The sequence below is a fragment of the Falsigemmobacter faecalis genome, from assembly GCF_003863335.1.
Lineage (GTDB): Bacteria > Pseudomonadota > Alphaproteobacteria > Rhodobacterales > Rhodobacteraceae > Wagnerdoeblera > Wagnerdoeblera faecalis.
On sequence record NZ_RRAZ01000004.1, the window covers coordinates 87,539 to 106,482 of the forward strand.

The following is an 18,944-nucleotide window of genomic DNA, read 5'->3' on the forward strand; positions in this document are numbered from 1 at the left end:
AGAGGCGAAAATTTTCCCTGACACCCCACCGAAACAACCAGACCTCAGGACGGCCTGACCGCCTCACGCATCCGTCTGTGAGAGGGCGGCTGCCTTCTCCCCGGGCCACAGGAAAATCTCACCTGCGAATGAAGACCTGACCGCCGCCCGCCCGGGACAAATCCCCCGGCTTCCCCCTGAACCAGCCCCGCTCCCTGTCAGTAGCACCTGAAAATCCGCCCCAAAGACAGCCGCGAAACAGCAGGCACATCGCGGCCGCCCTGGCTTACCCTACAGCGCCAGCCCGGCCTCATCGCCGCGCCCGGCCAGATCGGAAAGCTGCGCCACGGTGAAACGCCAGGGACCGCTGATCCCCAGCTCCGCCACCCGCGCATCGCTCAGATCAAAGACCGGCCCCTCTGTGCGGGCCTCATAAAGCACATCCTCTCCCGCCAGAATGCGGACCTCATAGATCTCACGCTGCTCGCCCAGGGGGATCTCCCCCTCCCAGCTGTCCGCAGCGATCCGGCCCCGGCGGATCCAGCTGAACCGCCGCCCCCCGGCGAAAGCCCGCACCTTCAGATGCACCGGCGCAGGGGGTCGCAGACCCATGCCCTCAAATCGCTCGATCCGGTGGCCTGCGACCGGGCTGGCGTAACCCGCCACCAGAGGCGCCAGGCGGTAATGCCGCAGCAACCCCCGCAACCCTGGCGACAGGTCAGGCTGCGCCACCGCCTCGGTCAGCAGCACCACCACAGAGCCCACGGGCCAGACCTCGGGCATCCGCGCATCACTGCCCGCCTGACCGCGCAGCCGCTGCGAGATCTCCCATTCCCCGCCGCCCATCGGCTCGGCTGTCGCAAACTGCAAAATCTCCCAGGATCCCGGCGCGCCATCCCCGATCGCCAGCGCATTCGCCCCGCCCAGCACCCGCGCTCCGCTTTCCGAGGCCAGCGCCCCGCGCGTCAGCCGCAGCCGCAGCGCAGGCCCGCGGTCCCAAAGCCCCGAGGCCGCCCGCGGCAGCGGCGTCAGCGTCACCCCCATGGTGGCCGGCCGCAGCGCAATATGGCTAAGCCGATAGCCGTCATCACGGTCGCTTTCCCACAGCCCCGCAGGCCCCGCCCAGGGACTGGCTGTCACCGCCAGATGCGGCAACTGCGGATCCTCATCGCCGCGCAAAAGCGGCAGATCGAGAAACATCCCCCAGACCGGAAGCTGCGGCAGCAGGGTCGGAAGACGCCGCACCGGCTCCGCGAAATCCGAGGGCAGCGAGACGCCGGGATCGACCCGCACCGCCTCAACAGACAGCGCGCCCGCATACTCCATGCGGTCAATGCGGAAGCGCCCCGCCGCACCAAAACCGATCACATCCCCCGGCCCCAGATGCAGCTTTGAGGGCGGCAGCGTCAGGCGCAGCACATCCTGCGCCACCTCCGCCTCTGAGAGCCAGCGCTCTGCCACCGCCCGCGCCTCGCCGCGCGTCAGCGCCAGCGGCAGCTCATAATAAGCGCCGCCCACCCGCGCCCGGTCAGGCCGCGTCGCGGTCTCTGAGGCCGCCGCGAAATCCCCCTCGCCGCCCAGATAGCCCAGCCGCACCTCTGCGGGCAGCTCCGCATCCGGCTGGCGCGTCAGCTCGGGGCCACTGCTGCTTTCGGGATCAAGCGCGATCACGTCCGGACCGATCTCTTCGCTCAGCCGCCCGCTGCGCGGCAAAAAGACCAGCCGCCCCCCGCGCTCCACCGCGTCAAAGCCATAGGCCAGCATCAGATCCTGCAGCGCCGCCCGCCCGCTCGCGCCCTGAACCAGGACATAGCCCTGAACCACCTGGTAAAGCCGCGAGACATCCGCCTGCAGCCCGGCCCGGGTGCAGATCTCAGCCACCACCGCCGCCAGCGGCTGATGCGAGGCCCGCCCGTTCAGCCAATGCCCGCGCGCATGGTTATCGCCATCACTCCAGATATCGCTGCGGCCCGGAAACCAGGGCCAGGGCCGCGCATCCCAGGCCCAGACAAAGGCCCGCGCCATATCCACCATCCGGCCCGGATAGGCACTGGCCTGCGGGTTGTTTGCAGGATCGCCCCAATGCGCGGCCATGGCGCGCAGATAGGCGGTCTGCATCGCCTCTTCGCGCCGACCCGTTGAAAAGCGCGGCAGCGCCGATTCTGAGGATTTCGGATCGAGAAAAAGGTTCGGCTGATTTCCCCCGCGATCAATCGCAGCCACGCCCAGCTCCGTAAACCAAAAGGGCTTTGAGCCCGGCACCCAAGGCGTCGGCTCTCCGGACCGCACTCCGCCGGGGCGGTCAAAATGGCGGTTCTCCCACCAGGATTTCAAATCCTTATAACGCCAGATCCAGGGCTCTCCCTCACCATCGGTGATCGGCCTGCGCCGACCGGCGAGGGCATCGGCCTCGCTGGCGTAATACCAGTCAAACCCCTCGCCCCCGGCCACATTACCCGCCAGATAGGCCGGGTTCAGAGCCGATCCCCAGGCGGCGTCAGCATGGTCCTCACCGTCGCGCCAGTCCGAGAGCGGCATGTAATTGTCGATGCCAATGAAATCGCAGTTCTCATCCGCCCAGAGCGGGTCGAGGTGGAAATACCGCCCGCCGTCCGGCGCGGTATAGCCGCCATATTCCGACCAGTCGGCCGCATAAGAGAGCCTGCACTCCGGCCCCAGGATCCCACGCAGCTCCCCCAGAAGCCCCCGCAAAGAGGCGACCATGGGAAAGCTGTCCCCCGCCCCGCGGATCTGCGTCAGCCCGCGCAGCTCGGATCCGATGCAGAAAGCCTCCACCCCGCCCGCCGCCTGGCAAAGACAGGCATAATGCAGCACAAAGCGGCGATAGCCGCGGTCCGCCGGATCGCCGCTATAGAGCACCCGGCCGTTTTCAACCGTGAAATCCGCAGGTTGCGCGTTACCCATGAAAGCCGCCACCTCAGCCTCTGCGGCTTCGGTGCCATCGGGGCTGCCATCGCGACCGGGGGCGACGGACAGGGTGATCCGCCCCCGCCAGGGCATGGCGGGCTGATCCGCGGCCCCCGTCCAGGGATCACTCAGCCCGTTGCCTTCCTGCTGCTCCATCAAAAGGAAGGGATAAAACATCACCGCCTGCCCCCTGGCGCGCAAAGCCTGAATGGCCTCCCGGACGCTCTGGTCAGAGGGGGTGCCACCATAGACCGGGCGGTCGTCTTTGGTCGCAATAAGCGCCGCCCCGGCGCGGGTCTGCCCGCCCGCCTCCCAGGGCTGGCCCGCACCATCGACCGCCTTTTGCTCGACCTTTGGCGCGATCTCACAAAGCCCGCAGCGCAGGTCCGAGCCGAACCAGCTGACCACCAGCGAGACCGCACGGCACTCGGGCAGCTCTCCGCCCAGCTGCTCCAGCGAGACCACCAGATCGCTGCGCCCGCCGGGGCTGTGGACATTGGCCGTCACCGCATGACCCTGGCCATAGTCGTAATGCACCGGCGTTGTGGAAAGCGCATATTCCCCGCAGCCCGGGATCATCGCCACAGCCCGCGTCAGATCCTGCACCCCCGCAGGCCCCGCAGCCGCTTTGCGCACCACCTCAAAGGAGAACTGCGGCACGCGGTTGCCAAAGGGCGACAGATCCAGATCCTCAATCACCACATAAGCAAGCCCGCGAAAGGCAGGGACCATCCCTGCCCCCTCCACGGCCTCAATCTTCGGGTCCGGCATCTGCCCCTCTGAGCCGGTGCAGACCCTGAGCGCCAGACGGTCCGGCCCGATCTCTTCACCGTCGGCCCAGACCCGGCCCACCCGCAGGATCTCTCCCTCACAAAGCCCAAGCGCCAGCGAGACCCGATAGCTGTAGCTGTCGATCCGCGTGTCCCCCCGCCCGCCGCCGCCCTTGCCGCCGCGCTGCACCTCCGAGCTGACGATCTCTTCAAAGGGCGAGGCCCAGATCACATGCCCCCCCAGACGCACGCGCCCCCAGACGCGCGCCATGCTCTGGCCCTCGCCCGCCCCCGTCAGCCGGAACCGCTCGATCCGCCCGCGCTCGACCAGCTGCGAGCCGCGCCCCGCCAGCCGCGTGTCGATCATCCGCCCGAGCGTGGCCCCCGCAGCCCGCCCGATGACCGCCCCCGAAAGCCCCATCACCGTGCCGCCAAAGCCCGAACCGATCGCCGCCCCCGCGGCCGAGAGTACCAGCGTCGCCATTCCCGTTCCTTTCAGAAAAACCTGTCAGATCAGTCGGTAACGCCCGACAATCCGCCGCGCCCAGGGCGGTGTCAGGGCGGATTCCACCACTCCATGCCCGCTATAGGCGTGAATAAAACTGCCCGCCGCGCCGGTGCGCCCGCGAAAGCCCAGATGTTTGGCAATCGCGCCGTCGAACATCCGAAACAAAAGCACCTCTCCCGGCTCGGGCGGCGCCTCTGGTGGCAGCGGGGTAAGATAAGCCTCCGCCGCCGCCATCAGCACCTCGCGCCGTGCCGCTTCCGCCCAATCCGCGCTGTAACGCGGCACCACGCAGGGCTCAGCCCCTCGCAGCCCGCGCCAGACGCCGCGCAAAAGGCCCAGACAATCGCAGCCCACGCCGCGCTTTGAGGCCTGATGCAGATAGGGCGTGCCAAGCCAGAGCCGCGCCTCGGCCACCACCGCCGCGCCGCTCATATCTGCCGCCCCGGCACCGCGGTCAGCCAATCCTCTGAGGGCAGATGCGGAAAGCCGCGGAAATTAAGAAAATTCCCGAATTTCCCCCGACAGCTCGCCGCCTGCCGGTCACAGCCCGCCGTCAGTTCCAGCCGGTCGCCGGGCGCAATCTCAGCCGCGAGGCGATCCCAAAGCTCCACTTCCCGCGCAGGGCCGGACTGGCGGTCGTTGCGGATCATCCCCGAGAGCCCCGCCCCCGCGCCGCTCAGCACCCGCAGAACACCGCGCTCAAACCAGCGATCCTCAAAGCCTTGGGCATCAAAGCGAAAAATCCGCCCCTCGCGGATCTCTCCGGCCTCCAGCTCCAGGCGATACGCGGGGTTGCTCAGATCCACCCGGCAAAGCGCATCGCCCAAAGCGGCGGTGCAGGAGCGCTGATAGATGCGGTCCTGCACCTGACCCAGCGCCTCACTGAGCCCGCGCAGCTCCGCCCGAAAGGCCCCCTCCGCGCGGGAAATCTCGCCCAGCGTTCCCGCAAAAAGCAGCTGACGCGCGCGGACATCCGCCCAGTTCACCAACAGCACCTCGACCCGCGCGCCATCATAGCGCCCCGCCCGCAGATCAACCTCTGAGAGCGCCGCTGACTGCAGCGCCCCCAGCGCCTCGCTGTTGTCCGCAGAAAGCCCCGTGGTGCGGCTCAGGGCCCGCGCCGTCAGCCCCGAGGAAGCCTCATAGCGACAGCCCGCAAACTCCAGATCAAAGTCATGATCGGTGAAGCCCAGCACCCGCCCGTCACTGCGGGTGATCTTCCAGCAGCGCGACAGCGTGGTGCAGCCGCCCTCCAGATGCGCCCTGAGCCCGCTCACAGCCGGATCTCCACCACCGGAACCATCGGCAGATCCCCCGCCTGAAACGAGGCGACCGAGACCTGAATGACATCGGTATCAAAGCGCACCGGCACGTCAAACTCAAAGCCCGCCCGCACCTCCGCCCCCTCGGGCACCGGATCTTCAAAGGTGATCAGACCGCTGTCGTAATCCGCCTGCCATTCAATCCCCTCGCGCATGGGCTTTGCCGCCAGCGCCAGCTGCAGCGTGCCGCGCACAGGTTTGCTCACCCCGCGCCAATGCGCCTGAGCGCCCGAAGCATAGACCTTGCGCAAAGCAAACACCCGCCGCGCCCCGTCGCCCGCGCCCAAAAGCTGATCGAGCGGCGAGACACTGGCTGAGGGCGCGCAGGATTTGAAATCCGCCCAGTCCTTCCAGCGAAACCCGTAAAGCTGCCCCGCCCGCGCCTCAAAGAACGCCACCAGTTCGGCCACATCATCCAGCGAGCGCAGCCCCAGCCCCGCATCATAGCGACGGCGTGACTGCGCCCAGGGCGAATTGCGCTCCTCAAAGCCATTGGCCAGGGTGACGATCTCGGTGCGCCGCTCCGGCCCGCCGACCGAGCCGAAGCTGAGGCTCGCCGGAAACCGGACCTCATGAAAATTCCGCTGCTCTGACATGGCATCCTATCCGTTGCGCTGCCCCAGCGCGAGCATCCGCCCCATCCGGGCGGCAAGCTGGCTCTGAGAGCGTTGAAAAGACGGCAGATCGGGGGTGGAGACATTCATCACCACCTGCACCGGACGCCCGCCACCGCCACCGGCCTGCACCCCAAGCCGCCCGTCGGGGCCGCGGGCCAGCGGCAGGATCGCCTCGGGCCCGGCCTCGCCCATCAGCCCGGTCAGCCCGCCGCGCATCGGAAAACGCACCGGGCCGCTGACGATGCCGCCCTCGGCAAAGGGCATCACCCGCCCCTGGCTGAAGGGGGCACCATCGGCAAAGGGCATGATCCCCGACATCACCCCATTCAGCACCGCGCCAAGCCCCTGGCCCGCCGCCTGGGTGACCGGCCGCATGGCGGTGTTATACACCGTCTGGCTGACCGATTGCCCCAGCCCGCGCAGCACATCGCTAAGCTTTGCGCCATCAAAGACCAGTCCCTCAAAGGCCCGCCTCAGCCCCGCGCCAAGCCCCGAGGACAGCTGCGCCACCTCACGTCCGCTGAAGACCATGCCCTCATTCAGCCGCTTCAGATCGCCCTCAAAGCCCGTGGTGGCGCTGCGCGCTTCACTCAGCGCGATCTCCAGCCGCTCCAGTTCTGCACTCAGGCTCTCCCGGTCCTGCATCGCCTCTCTCCTTTGTATCGGGATAATCTGCCATCAGCGCCGCCAGCCCCGCGCGCGTCAGCGCCATGGCCCCCGCGCCGCGCCCCAGCATCAGACGCAGCTCCAGCGGCGTCAGCTGCCAGAACGCCTGCGGGTGCAGACCCGCGCCGCCCTGCGACAGCGGGGCCAGCCCCGCGCGTAAAAGCCCCGCCCAGTCAAAGCGAAGCCCGCTCATCCGCGCCCTCCGGCAGGCTGAAGGCCCGCGCCAGCAAAAGCCCCGCAACCCGCAAAGCCTCTGCCAGACCGCCGCCGATCTCTGCCGCACCCAGATCCCCGGCAGACCCCTGCCAGCCCGCACCACGCAGCCCGGCCAACAGCACCGCCAGCACATCGCCGGCGCCAAAGCGGCCCTCCTCAAAACGGGCAATCAGCGCGATCAGCCCCTCGCCCCGGTCCAGCCCCTGCAGACTGCCGAGAGTCAGACGGCAGGCAAAAGCCTCGCCATTGACGACCAGCGCCACCTCTCCGGCAAAAGGATTGGCCATCAGATCGCCGTGAAGCTCAGCGCAGCCGCCGAGGCCAGCGAGATCTGCCAGGTCGCTTCTCCGTTATGGCTGCCCGAATACTCCAGCCCGGTGATCTGAAACCGCCCCGCGATAATGCCGAAATCCGGGATCACCACCTGATACTCCGGCGTCTCCCCGGCAAAGAAAATCGCCCGCACCCGCTCATCGGTGGCCGCATCGCGAAACACCCCCGAGCCCGAGACCGAGGCCGATTTCATCCCCGCGCCGCCCAGAAGCTCGCGCCAGCCCCCCTCTGAGGCGAGGCTCGTCACATCCACGCTTTCCGCATTAAAGCTGATCCGCGTGGCCCGAAGACCCGCCACGGTCTCAAACTGACCGTCATCCGACAGATCCACCTTCAGCAGCAGATCTTTTCCGTTCTGCACCGCCATTTTCGCCCCCTATGCCGTCACCGGATCCAGCCGGACCCGAAATGTCAGATCAATGCGCCTGAGCGCGCCGCCCTGCAGGCGATGCGCCCGGGCGCGGTGAAACCAAAGGCCACTGACGCGGCTTCCCGCCACCGACAGCCCGCCTGCGCCCAGCGCCTGAGAGATCTCGGCCGCAACCGCTTTGGCCTGCTGAAACCCCGCCGCCCGGCTCAGGACCGAGAGCTCCAGCCGGTGCTCGGCCCCCGAAGAACTCACATCCGAGGCATCCCTCACCTCCTCCGCGCCGATCAGAACCCAGGTCTCCGGCGCGGTCCCCCCGGGCACCGCATCGGCAATCAGCACATCCTCCAGCCCGGGCCAGGTGCTGAGACAGAGATAAAGCCCGGCCTGCAAAGCAGCGCCCCCCTGATAGCTCACAGCGGAACCTCCTCTTTGACATGCGAGATGAGATAGCGCGGATCACTGCCCGCCTCAGCGACCGCCAGAATGGACCAGACCCGCCCGCCCTCGCGAAAGCGCTGCCCCGGTGCGGGGCGCTGCGGACTGCCGGGCAAAGCGGCGCGGGTCAGAATGCGCGCGGGGATTTCCCCCCGCGCAGCACCCTCCCCCGGCTCCAGCCGCCCGCCCGAGGGGGTGATCTCCGCCCAGAGATACCCAAGCCCCTCCCAAAGCCGACCCAGACCCCCGGCCCCGTCAGGTGTCAGGCGCAGCTCCTCCAGAGCCAGACGGCGGCTCAACCGCGGCGCCCTCATCTGCGGCCCCCAAAGCTGCGCACCACCCGCCAGGGCTCCAGCAGGGCCGCCACCCCAAAGGGCATGGCGCTGACCGCAACCTCCCCCTCGTGGCGGTGATCGTGATAAAGCGCCGCCAGCATCAGAACCGCCTGACGCAGATCGGGCGGCAGCTGCGCAAATGTGCCAAAACCGGCGGTCAGGGTGATCTCAACCCGCCCGCCTTTGGGCAGCACCGGCAGGGTCAGATGCTGCCCCTCCAGCCGGGGGCGATGGTCATCCGCCACCAGCCGCCAGCGCGCGCCATCCAGAACCGAAGAGGCCCCCCCCGCATCAAAGAGCTTCACCTCGGTGATGGCGCTGACCGGTGCGATCGGCAGCACCTGGGCTTCAGCATCGCTCCACCCCGGCAGGCTCAGGATAAAACTGCGCGAGATCAGCGCCTTATCCAGCCTTCGCTCCACAGCCGCCAGGGCCGCCCGCAGCCAGCCGCGCAGCACGGCATCCTGCGCGCCCTCATCGGCAAACCCGCTTCCCAGCCGCAGCTGGTCCTTCAGCGCCGCCAGCGGCAGATCGCCGTCGGCCAGTGCCGCACCCTCTCTCAGCCGCATCCCGGCCCCTCCCCTGCTGTGATCCGCAAGCCCGCGCGGCCGACAGCAAAAGGCCCCACCCGTGGCACCCATGCTGAACCGGCCTCTCCCTGCCCGCCGCGCGCACCCTTCGCCGCCCCCGCCTTAAGAGGTCGCGAATTTCATCAGTTTGATCGCGCCGAAATCGCTCACATCGCCGCCGACACGACGGCTGGCGTAAAAGAGCACATGCGGCTTGGCCGAGAAGGGATCGCGCAGCACCCGCAGATCAGGACGCTCGGCAATGGTGTAGCCGGCGTGGAAATCCCCAAAGGCGATCGAATAGGAATTGGCCGCGATATCGGGCATGTCTTCCGCGATCAGCACCGGATAGCCCATCAGCCGCGCGGGCTCTCCGGCGGCCAGACTGTCCGACCACAAAAAGCGCCCGTCGCTGTCCTTCATCTTGCGCACGGCACCTGCGGTCTTTGAGTTCATCACAAAGGTCGCATTGGCGCGGTAGGCCGCATTCAGCGCATAGACCAGATCGACAATCGCATTGGCCGGAGAGGTCGCGTTGAAATCCCCCGCCGTGCCGGTTGCCACATAGCCCAGCTTGCCCCATTCCCAGCTGGCCTGCGCCACCTTGGTATGGGCCAGAAACCCCTTCGGCTTGCCCGAGCCGTCCCCGCTGACAAAGGCCAGCGCCTCAGCGCGCGAAAACCGCTCGGCAATGCGGTCGGCAAGCCAGGTCTCCAGATCGAAAGCACTGTCATCGAGCAGCCGCTGGCTGGCCTTGGGCATGGCGGTCAGCTCATGCAAAGGAATGGCGATACGCTCAATCGCCGCCGTTCCGGTAGCGGCAATCTCTGAGGCTTCCGTCACCCAGCCCGAGCCCACATCCCCGGTATCGACCAGCACCTCAAAGCTTCCGGCCTCAATCTGCACCACATTGGCCACGCGCCGCAGCGACGAGGTTGAGCGCAGCACCGAGCGGATCGTATCCGAGGTCTGCGGATCCACCAGATAGCCGCCCTCGGCATTGACGGCGGTGTTCAGCCCCTTGCCCTCCAGCACCAGCCCGCGCAGCCCCTCATCATCGCCGCCGCGCAGATAGGCATCAAAAGCCTTGCGGTGGGGCGCCTCAGGGCTTGCGGCCTGCGACAGGATCGGGCGCTGCGGCGCCACGGCGGATTTGCGTTCTGCCTGCATCATTCGGGTATCCGTCCTTTTCAGAATGTCTTTGACATCGGCCTGAAAGCCTTTGAGTTCAGTCACAAAACCATTCAGCGCAGAGGCAAACTCTGCGCTTTCGCCTGCACCGGTCACGGTCATGGCAACTCCTTCCTGAGGTTTGGATTACGCGGTCACCTGCCCGCCAAGCTGCTGACGGGCACCGGCCAAAAGCCCCGTCAGCCGTGCCAGATAAGGGATCAGCTCCCCCGTCTTGGCCTCAAGTCTGGCCTCGCGCTGCATGGGAAAGGTCACCAGCGAGATCTCCCACAGATCGACCTCTGCCAGCAGCCGGCGCCCCTGCGGATCGCGTGAGGCCTTCACCGTGCGGTAGCCGATCGACAGCCCGTCAAGCGCCCCCGCCGCGATCAGCACCTGCGCCTCCCGCGCCCGGGCGACCTCCGGCAGCAGACGGCCTGAGACGCGCAGCCCGCGCGCATCCTCAGCGATCTCCTCCCAGATCCCCACGGGCTGCGCCGGATCATGCTGCCAGAGCATTTTCACCCTGGTGCCCGCGCGATCCAGCGCCGCAAGCGAGGCCTGATAAGCCCCCGGCAGCACAATATCGCCGCCCTGATCGGCCCGCCCGAAAAGCGAGGCATAGCCGCTGATGCGCCCCTCTTCACTGACCGCCAGCCCGCCGCCTCCGGTCATGAACTTGCGTTCAAGCCGCAGATCATCCCCATCCATTCCGTGATCCTCCTTCATGGCAGCGCCGCCCGGAGCAGGGTTTCCGCGCCCTGGGCCAAAAGGAAGGCCGCCACCCCGCAAACCCCCAGCCAGATCCGCTTTTCCAGCCGCTCCAGCGCCGTATCGATCTGTAAAAGCCGCCGCTCCAGAGCGCTCCAGCGCTCCTGCAAAACCCGCTCATTGGCCTCAATCCGGGCGCTGGCGGCATCAAAACTGTCGTAAAGAAACCGCGAGCCCGCCATCTCAGCCCCCGTCCGGCAAAGGCGGCAGCCCAAGCGCCGCGCGCTTTTCCGCCAGCGTCAGAAATTCCGCGCCAGAGACCCGCGCCCATTGCGCATCCCGCTCTGCAGAAAGCGCCGGAAGCTGATCGAGATCCGGCCTCAGGCTCACCGGAGTGCCGCAATGCGCCCCCAGAAACTGCGCCAGCTCACTCAGCACCCGCGCGGCCAGCGGCAGCACCGTCAGCCGGAAAAACGCCCGATTCGCCTCCTGATAATTGGCGTAAGTGGCATCGCCGGGGATCCCCAGCAGCATCGGCGGCACCCCGAAAGCCATGGCAATATCGCGCGCCGCCGCCTCGCGGGTCTGATGAAACTCCATATCTGAGGGCGAGAACCCCATGGGCTTCCAGTCCAGCCCGCCCTCCAGCAACATGGGCCGACCGGCGTTGCGCGCGCCCATATGGTGCGATTCGATCTCGCCGGTCAGCCGGTCATATTGCTCCGCCGTCAGCACGCCGCTGCCGTCTGCGCCGCGATAGATAATCGCCCCCGAGGGCCGGGCGGCATTGTCCAAAAGCGCCTTGGACCAGCGGCTTGCCGCGCCATGAACATCCATAGCGACCGCTGCCGCCCCAAGTGCAGAATACCCGTAATGATCATCCAGAGGATGAAATGCGCGGATGTGGCAGACAGGCTTCAGATCCCCGCTCAGATCAAAGCGGTGACTGCGGCCACCGACATTATACTCGCAGGCCACCGGCCAGCCATCCGCGCCCGGCACCAGCGACATCCGCTCCGGGCGCAGGGCGTAAAGCTCACACAGCCCGCCGCTCTGCGGATCGCAGACCGCCTCCACCCAGGCGTTTCCTGCGAGCAGCAGATGCCCGCAAACCGCCTCCAGAAACTCTGCCCGCCCCTGAAAGGCATTGGGTCGGTCCAGCAGCGCCAGCACCGGATGAGTGTCGTAGCGCTGTGCCTCATCCTGAACGATCAACGGCAGGCTGGCGGCTGATTCTGAGATCATACGTATTGCTCGAAAGACAACAGGATTGCTCATATATCCATTGCGGATCAAAGATCCGGTATCTCTCGGGCTCCAGACCACACGCCCGCTTCCCGCCGCCCGCGCTGCCACCCGCCCCGCGGCCGAGGATTTGACCTCAGCGCATGCGGCATCCGGCGGAGAGGTCCGCCTGCGAAATCCAAACATGGATCACCTCCTTTGAGAAAGTTCAGAGCCCGCGAATGCCCGGACGCCCCTGCCCCGCTGCGGGGCGGATCATCAGCTCATGCAAAGCCCAGACCAGCGCATCGACCCGGTCGGGCGAGCCGCGCCCCTGATAGCCCTGCAGGCTCATGCGGCACATCTGATCCTCCAGCCCCTGCAATCCGCGCAGATGGCTGACCCGGCCCTGCTCATAAAGCGCGGCGACAGGCTCAGCCCGGGCCACCTTGCCCCGGCTGGCACGCACCGGCTTTACCGGGATCGCCCCGTCGAGCGAGCGGATGAGGTCGGTCACCAGATCCCCGCCCTGATTGACCTCAGCCACCAGGGCATCGGCCCCGTGGCGGGTAAAGGCCGCAATCGCCGCCCGTGCCCAGCCCTCGGGGCTCGCCCCCGCGACGGTGGCATCTTCGATCACCACCGCGCGCCAGGACTGCGGCGGGCCCTGCATCACCACGCCCGCCACGACAATTCCACATTCGTCTGAGGATGTGCCCCCCGTGACCGGCGGATCAACCGCAACGACGACCCGGTCAAAGGCGGGCAGCGCATCAATCCGCGCCGCCTCCAGCCCCAAGGATGTCCAAAGCGCCCCCTCGGCATCCTCCAGCAATTCGCCGTCGAGTTCCTGCCGCCCAAGCCGGGTGCCCGCATAACGCGCCCGCACCTCCGCCAGGAAAGAGCCCGCCAGATGCGCCCGATTCGCTTCAGTCGGCGCATGGGTCAGCACGGTTGAGGGATTGCGCAGCACCGCCTTCAGCACCGCCACATTCTGCGGCGTGGTGGTCACCACCTGCTGCGGCAGATCGCCCAGACGCAGCGCGAATTGCAGCATATCCCAGGCCTGATCGCCCTTTTTCCACTTCGCCAGTTCATCCGACCAGGCCGCATCAAACTGCGGCCCGCGCAGGCTGTCGGGCTCATGGGCGGAAAAGACCTCGGCCACGGCCCCATTGGGCCATTCCAGCCGTCGCCGCCCCGCCTGCCACTCCGGGCGGCGGTCGGGCGGAGAGCAGGCCAAAATCCCGCTCTCGCCAAAGATCATCACTTCGCGCACCTGATCGAGGGTTTCCCCGACCAGAGCCACGCGGCGTGCCCGCCCCGGATCGCCGGGCCGCGCCCCTTCGACCTGGACGCGCACCCATTCTGCCCCGGCGCGGGTCTTTCCCGCGCCGCGACCGCCCATAATCACCCATGTCCGCCAGTCGCCTTCCGGCGGCAGCTGATGCGGCAGCGCCCAGAACTCAAAGACCCAGGGCAGCGCCGCCAGAGCAGCATCGCTCAGACCATTTAAAAATTCGTCAATCATCTCCGGCGTGGCGGAGGCGAGCCAGGCGGCGCCCGATTTCATCGCGCGCTGCGCCGAGATCGAGGGCACCGGCGCAAAGTCCGCCGGACTGCTCGCGGGCAAGTTTTTCGACATTCTGCCGCTCCGTAACCAGAAGTTTCAGGGCCTGAGAGACATCTTTGGTATAGCTGGCCAGCTCCCGCGCACTCTCAGCGGGCGCATCGGCGCGGATCTCTTCAAGGAGACGGCGCAAAATCGTGCTGGCCAGATCGAACAGTTCAAGCGCCTCCGCCGCCTCGCGGCGGGGGTCCGGGGGCGGCGTCACCGGCTTATGCAGTGTCATCAGATGGCATCCTGCGGCTTGAGGGACCGCACGGGTCGGAAATAGAAAAAGCGGCAACGGGGGTGAGCCCGGGCCGCTTCAACAATTCATCCAGCATGCACTTTTGATGCCATGGACCGGGCGCAGGGTCAAAGGAAAGACCCGTAAAAGTTGAATCAATCCAAAAACAACCGCCAGCCCTTTGTCACGGCTCACTATTCTGCCCAGGCCTCAGCGCGCGCAGCCCGCGACGCGGCCCGGGCGGGGACGCGAATCAGCGGCTGAGCTCCTTGATTCCCCGCGACAGACCTTCCAGCGTCATCGGCACCATGCGGTTTTCAAAGATGCTGTTCACGATGCCAATCGACTGCGTGCCGCCCCAGAACCGCTCGGGGGTGGGGTTGATCCACAGATGCGAGGGCCATTGCGCGCGCGCGCGCTGCAGCCAGACCTCACCTGCTTCCTGGTTCCAGTGCTCATTGGCGCCGCCCGGATGCAGGATCTCATAGGGCGACATGGTGGCATCGCCCACAAAGATACATTTCCAGTCCGGCCCATAGGTCCGCAGCACCTCAGCGGTCGGGGTCTGCGCTTCCCAGCGGCGGCGGTTGTCGCGCCAGATCCCCTCATAGAGGCAGTTATGAAAGTAGAAATACTCAAGATGTTTGAACTCAGCCCGCGCGGCTGAAAACAGCTCTTCCAGCACCTTGATATGCGGATCCATCGAGCCGCCGACATCGAAAAACATCAGCACTTTCACGGCGTTGCGCCGCTCAGGCCGGACCTTCACATCCAGCCAGCCGTGCTCGGCGGTAGAGCGGATGGTGCCGTCAAGATCCAGCTCATCCTGCGCGCCGTCCCGCGCCCAGCGGCGCAGTCGTTTCATCGCGACTTTGATATTGCGGGTGCCAAGCTCAACCTGATCATCGAGGTTTTTGAACTCGCGCTTGTCCCAGACCTTCACCGCGCGGCCGTGGCGGCCCTCTTTCTGGCCGATCCGCACGCCTTCGGGGTTATAGCCATAAGCGCCAAAGGGCGAGGTTCCGGCGGTGCCGACCCATTTATTGCCGCCCTGGTGACGCTCTTTTTGCTCTTCCAGCCGCTGGCGCAGGGTCTCCATCAGCTTTTCAAAACCGCCAAGGGCTTTGATCTGCTCCATTTCTTCGGGCGAAAGATGCTTTTCTGCCAGCTTCTCCAGCCAGTCGCCGGGCAGATCCAGCGCCTCCAGAACCTGCTCGGGCGTGATGGTATCAAGCCCCGCGAAGCTCGCGGCAAAGGCGCGGTCAAAGCGGTCGATATGGCGCTCGTCTTTCACCAGGATCGTGCGGGCGAGGTAGTAAAAGGCCTCGCTGTCCCAGGTGACCAGACCGGCCTGAAGCCCTTCGAGAAAGGCGAGATGCTCGCGCAGGCTGACCGGCACGGCATGTTTGCGAAGCTGTTCGAAGAAGGGCAGAAACATCACCGCCCCCCGGTCAAATCAGTCGGTCAAGGATCAGCGTGGCAAACAGCCCGAGGATCCCGAAAAGAATGCCAAGTCCGGCGGCATATTGGGCGATGTCAAAGCCTGCGCCGCCCTTGCGACGGGCAAACCAGGCCCCGCCCAATGCTCCCAGCACCAATCCCGCAATCACCAGCATCCGCCCGCCCCCGTCTTATCTTACCGCGCCTGCCCTGCATCGCGCAGAACCTCCGGCAGGGCGGCCTCACCCGGGAAGCCATAGCCTGCCAGGGGCAGGCTGTCGAGGCGAAGTGCCGCAGCCTCGGCCCCGCGGTCCAGCCGCTCCAGCGCCTCGGCGCGCAGCAGATAAGAGAGCGCGAGATCCGCGCGGTCATCGGCCAGGCGCAAAGCCTCTCCCGCCTGTTCCGCAAGAAAGAGGGTCGCTTCGGGCTGATCGGCGGCCAGAAAGACCCCGGCCATCTGCAGATCCACCAGCGCCATATGCAAAGCGGCCTCCGGCAGATCGGCATAAAGCCTGCGGCTTTCACCAAAATGCTGCACGGCCCGGTCGGGATCTGCGCTCAGCCCGTGGAACCCGGCCAGATAATGCGCAAAGGCCCGGCGGTTGTCCTCCCAGCCGCGGCTGTCGGCAAAGGCGGCCAGACGCTCTGCCATGCGCAGACGCTGCTCCGGTGCCAGCGAAGGGGTCAGCACAAGCTGCATCTCCTGCGCCCACCAGCGCGGCGGCAGCCGTGAGGGCACATCCTCCACCGCCCCGCCGGCCGGGTTCAGCCGGTTGAGAAGCGCGGGCAGCAGGGCCGCGACCTCCGCCCGGCTCATGCCGCTTTTCAGCTCGGGCTGATAGGCCAGGCGCAGCACCAGCATATCAAAGGCGGTCAGCCGCCCGTGGACATTGTCGTCGTTGAACACCGAATCCGAGAGATGCCACAGATCGTTCACCGGACCCAGCGCCTGGGCCAGCTCCTCATGCAGACAGTCGCGGATGTCCTGCCCGGCAGAATCCGAAGGGATCACCAGCAGCGCCTGGCCCCGCGTCTGCAGATCAGCCCAAGGGGTGATCTGCGCGCCTTCCGCCACATAATCCGCAAAAGAGCGCTGCTCCGGCACCACAAAGCAGGCAATATCCGGCACAAAGGCCCGCATCTGCGCGCGCGGCACAAATTCCACCACCAGATCGGCCTTTTCGACGTGGCGCGTGCGGGTGATCGGCACGCCCCCCTCATTGCGCAGGCGGCGCAGCAGCGGATCAATCTCGCTCCAGGCGGCTTTTGGCACCTCTCCGGCCACCACCAGCTTGACCGGATGCTCATACCGGGTGAACTGCGTGAGGGTCTGCCCGCTTTCGAGGCGGAAAAACAGCTCCAGAAAATCCGCAGCCGTCTGGCTGTTGCTGCGCGTCAGAACCGGCAGCGGGGCCGCCGCCCCGGGCGGAACGGCACTCGGCCCACAGGCCGAAAGAAGAAGCGTCGCAACAGGAAAAACCAGGCGGCGCAGAGCAGAGAGAAGCGAAGTCATAGCGCACCGAAGAACGCCCGCAGGACCGGACGGGCCATTGCTCTTTACGCTTCCGCCGCGCGAAGAAAAGGCCAAAGCGCGGGCCGTGACGGAATGTTTGCTTGGCCGCTGCCCGCGCCTTCGCTAAAACCCTCTGAACCCCCAGATGCCGGAGCGCGCCGTGAAAATTTATACCTTTAATATCAACGGCATTAAGGCGCGCTTTGAGACCTTCACCCGCTGGCTCGAAGACACAAAGCCCGATGTCGCAGTGCTGCAGGAAGTCAAATCCGTCGATGAGAATTTCCCGCGTGAGCATTTTGAGGACATGGGCTACCGCGTGGAGACCCATGGCCAGAAGGGCTTTAACGGCGTGGCAATCTTTTCACGCCTGCCGCTGGAAGATGTGGTGCGCGGCCTGCCGGGCGACGACGAAGACCTGCAGTCGCGCTGGATTGAGGCCACGGTGATCGGCGACAAGGGGGCTGTGCGTCTTGCGGGGCTTTACCTGCCGAACGGCAACCCCGCGCCGGGGCCGAAATATGACTATAAGCTCGCCTGGATGGCCCGGATGGAGCGTCACGCCCGCAGCCTGCTGGAGCTGGAAATGCCGGTCATCATGGCCGGGGATTACAACGTCATCCCCCAGCGCGAAGATGCCGCCAAACCCGACGCCTGGGCCGAGGACGCGCTCTTCCTGCCGCAGACGCGCGAGGCCTTCCGCCGCATCCTGAACCTTGGCTTCGCAGATGCCTTCCGCCTGCGCGTTCAGGGCCCGGGGCATTACAGCTTCTGGGACTATCAGGCGGTTGCCTGGGAGAAGAACAACGGCATCCGCATCGATCATCTGCTGCTGAACCCCCAGGCCCAGGACCTTCTGCTGGAGGTCGGCATTCAGCGCGAAGAGCGCGGCCGCGAAAAGCCCTCAGACCATGTCCCGGCCTTTGTTGAGCTGGATCTTTAACGAAAAACGCCGCTGCCCCGAAGGTCAGCGGCGTTTTCTTTATTTGCCGATATCAGCCATATCATAAGAGGTGGTCTGATAAATCTGGTTGATCCAATTGCCGTAAAGCAGATGCGCGTGGCTGCGCCAGCGGTTCAGCGGCTGGCGCGAGGGATCATCCTCCGGATAGTAGTTCAGCGGCACATTGATCGGCGTGCCCGAGGCGACATCGCGGTCATATTCGCCCTTCAGCGTGCCGCTGTCATATTCAAAGTGGTTAAAGATCCACAGCGCCCGATGCGCCGCATCCTCCACCAGACAGGGCCCCGTCTCGGGCGAAGCGATCAGCACGTTCAGCCCCTCGACCTGCGCCATGTCCTCGTCGCGCATCTCGGTCCAGCGGCTGACCGGGATCAGCACATCGTCCGAAAAGCCCGTCAAAAATGGCGAGGCCGGTTGCAGCACGCGCTGACGGAAACAGCCGAAGGCTTTGTGATCCAGCACATATTTCGGCACTTTGTGGAAATGCCAGGCCATGGCCATGGCCCCCCAGCAAACGCCGAAGGTCGAATGCACATGGCTTTGGGTCCAGTTGAAGACGCGCTGCAACTCGTCCCAATAGGTAACCTCTTCGAAATCGAGCGTCTCAACCGGCGCGCCGGTGATGATCAGCCCGTCGAATTTCTCGCCCGAGGCCTCTACTTCCGCGAAGGTGCGGTAGAAGGTCTCCATATGCTCCGGCGCGGTATGGCGCGACTGATGCTCGCTCATGCGGATCAGATGAAAATCGATCTGCAAAGGCGTGGCCCCGATCAGCCGGGCAAACTGCGTCTCGGTGGTGATTTTCATCGGCATCAGGTTCAAAAGCCCGATGCGCAAAGGCCGGATATCCTGCCGCGCTGCACGGGCCGCGCCCATGACCATGACGCCTTCGGTCTGAAGGATGTCATAGGCGGGCAGGCTTTCGGGCAGTTTAATCGGCATTGTCTCGGTTCCATTTACTACGGCCGCAGGGGCAGAGCTGCCCCCGGGACCTTGGGATATGCGCCCCGCCCAGGCGGGG

Annotated in this window: 22 protein-coding genes; 1 reads left to right on the forward strand and 21 read right to left on the reverse strand. The window is 66.1% G+C overall.

Annotated features, from left to right (window positions below; translation table 11 throughout):
* Positions 1-270: 270 nt before the first annotated feature.
* The 20 genes from EG244_RS03715 to EG244_RS03805 all read right to left on the reverse strand — a co-directional run bounded on the left by EG244_RS03715 (position 271) and on the right by EG244_RS03805 (position 16,959).
* Positions 271-4,161, reverse strand: a complete 3,891-nt coding sequence (locus EG244_RS03715; RefSeq protein WP_124963665.1) for a baseplate multidomain protein megatron — start codon at positions 4,159-4,161, stop codon at positions 271-273.
* 24 nt (positions 4,162-4,185) lie between these two features.
* Positions 4,186-4,617, reverse strand: a complete 432-nt coding sequence (locus tag EG244_RS03720) for a C40 family peptidase (RefSeq protein WP_124963760.1) — start codon at positions 4,615-4,617, stop codon at positions 4,186-4,188.
* A complete protein-coding gene (locus EG244_RS03725) occupies positions 4,614-5,462 on the reverse strand; it encodes a DUF2163 domain-containing protein (RefSeq protein WP_124963666.1) in 849 nt (282 codons plus the stop codon). The genes EG244_RS03720 and EG244_RS03725 overlap by 4 nt, the downstream gene beginning before the upstream one ends.
* Complete coding sequence (locus EG244_RS03730) at positions 5,459-6,103, reverse strand: DUF2460 domain-containing protein (protein ID WP_124963667.1); 645 nt, start codon at positions 6,101-6,103, stop codon at positions 5,459-5,461. Before EG244_RS03730 ends, EG244_RS03725 begins: the two co-directional genes overlap by 4 nt.
* Before the next feature lie 6 nt (positions 6,104-6,109).
* Positions 6,110-6,769 carry a phage tail tape measure protein gene (locus EG244_RS03735; protein WP_124963668.1) on the reverse strand — a complete coding sequence of 220 codons (660 nt, stop codon included), beginning with the start codon at positions 6,767-6,769 and terminating at the stop codon, positions 6,110-6,112.
* Positions 6,711-6,983, reverse strand: coding sequence for a rcc01693 family protein (locus EG244_RS03740; protein ID WP_124963669.1), 273 nt, complete (start codon positions 6,981-6,983; stop codon positions 6,711-6,713). The genes EG244_RS03735 and EG244_RS03740 overlap by 59 nt, the downstream gene beginning before the upstream one ends.
* Positions 6,964-7,293 (reverse strand): gene transfer agent family protein, encoded by a 330-nt coding sequence (locus EG244_RS03745; protein ID WP_124963670.1) that lies wholly within the window; start codon positions 7,291-7,293, stop codon positions 6,964-6,966. The genes EG244_RS03740 and EG244_RS03745 overlap by 20 nt, the downstream gene beginning before the upstream one ends.
* Entirely contained in the window at positions 7,293-7,706 is a 414-nt protein-coding gene (locus tag EG244_RS03750) for a phage major tail protein, TP901-1 family (protein WP_124963671.1), read from the reverse strand. Before EG244_RS03750 ends, EG244_RS03745 begins: the two co-directional genes overlap by 1 nt.
* A 9-nt stretch (positions 7,707-7,715) precedes the next feature.
* Positions 7,716-8,123: a DUF3168 domain-containing protein gene (locus EG244_RS03755; protein ID WP_124963672.1), complete on the reverse strand. Its 408-nt coding sequence runs from the start codon at positions 8,121-8,123 to the stop codon at positions 7,716-7,718.
* A complete protein-coding gene (locus tag EG244_RS03760; RefSeq protein WP_233588907.1) occupies positions 8,120-8,443 on the reverse strand; it encodes a head-tail adaptor protein in 324 nt (107 codons plus the stop codon). The genes EG244_RS03755 and EG244_RS03760 overlap by 4 nt, the downstream gene beginning before the upstream one ends.
* Before the next feature lie 11 nt (positions 8,444-8,454).
* On the reverse strand, positions 8,455-9,048 hold the full coding sequence (locus EG244_RS03765; RefSeq protein WP_124963674.1) for a head-tail connector protein: 594 nt from the start codon (positions 9,046-9,048) through the stop codon (positions 8,455-8,457).
* A gap of 123 nt (positions 9,049-9,171) precedes the next feature.
* Complete coding sequence (locus tag EG244_RS03770; RefSeq protein WP_124963675.1) at positions 9,172-10,341, reverse strand: phage major capsid protein; 1,170 nt, start codon at positions 10,339-10,341, stop codon at positions 9,172-9,174.
* Positions 10,342-10,365: 24 nt separating this feature from the next.
* Entirely contained in the window at positions 10,366-10,929 is a 564-nt protein-coding gene (locus EG244_RS03775) for an HK97 family phage prohead protease (RefSeq protein ID WP_124963676.1), read from the reverse strand.
* 14 nt (positions 10,930-10,943) lie between these two features.
* Complete coding sequence (locus EG244_RS03780) at positions 10,944-11,171, reverse strand: GTA head formation protein, RCAP_rcc01685 family (RefSeq protein ID WP_124963677.1); 228 nt, start codon at positions 11,169-11,171, stop codon at positions 10,944-10,946.
* 1 nt (position 11,172) lies between these two features.
* Positions 11,173-12,360, reverse strand: coding sequence for a phage portal protein (locus tag EG244_RS03785; protein ID WP_124963678.1), 1,188 nt, complete (start codon positions 12,358-12,360; stop codon positions 11,173-11,175).
* A gap of 22 nt (positions 12,361-12,382) precedes the next feature.
* Positions 12,383-13,726, reverse strand: coding sequence for a DNA-packaging protein (locus EG244_RS03790; RefSeq protein WP_199737779.1), 1,344 nt, complete (start codon positions 13,724-13,726; stop codon positions 12,383-12,385).
* On the reverse strand, positions 13,677-14,006 hold the full coding sequence (locus EG244_RS03795) for a hypothetical protein (protein ID WP_124963679.1): 330 nt from the start codon (positions 14,004-14,006) through the stop codon (positions 13,677-13,679). Before EG244_RS03795 ends, EG244_RS03790 begins: the two co-directional genes overlap by 50 nt.
* Before the next feature lie 253 nt (positions 14,007-14,259).
* Positions 14,260-15,444: a vWA domain-containing protein gene (locus EG244_RS03800; RefSeq protein WP_124963680.1), complete on the reverse strand. Its 1,185-nt coding sequence runs from the start codon at positions 15,442-15,444 to the stop codon at positions 14,260-14,262.
* A 13-nt stretch (positions 15,445-15,457) separates the two neighbouring features.
* Positions 15,458-15,622: a hypothetical protein gene (locus EG244_RS20625; RefSeq protein ID WP_199737774.1), complete on the reverse strand. Its 165-nt coding sequence runs from the start codon at positions 15,620-15,622 to the stop codon at positions 15,458-15,460.
* 20 nt (positions 15,623-15,642) lie between these two features.
* The gene (locus EG244_RS03805) at positions 15,643-16,959 is read right to left on the reverse strand and encodes a DUF2927 domain-containing protein (protein WP_124963681.1); all 1,317 of its coding nucleotides are present in this window, start codon (positions 16,957-16,959) and stop codon (positions 15,643-15,645) included.
* A gap of 160 nt (positions 16,960-17,119) precedes the next feature.
* On the opposite strand from EG244_RS03805, the gene xth reads away from it, so the two are divergent.
* Positions 17,120-17,902 (forward strand): exodeoxyribonuclease III, encoded by a 783-nt coding sequence (gene xth, locus EG244_RS03810; protein ID WP_124963682.1) that lies wholly within the window; start codon positions 17,120-17,122, stop codon positions 17,900-17,902.
* A 39-nt stretch (positions 17,903-17,941) separates the two neighbouring features.
* Here the strand turns inward: xth and EG244_RS03815 are convergent, their stop codons facing one another.
* Positions 17,942-18,865 (reverse strand): homoserine O-succinyltransferase, encoded by a 924-nt coding sequence (locus EG244_RS03815; RefSeq protein WP_124963683.1) that lies wholly within the window; start codon positions 18,863-18,865, stop codon positions 17,942-17,944.
* Between the last annotated feature and the right edge of the window lie 79 nt (positions 18,866-18,944).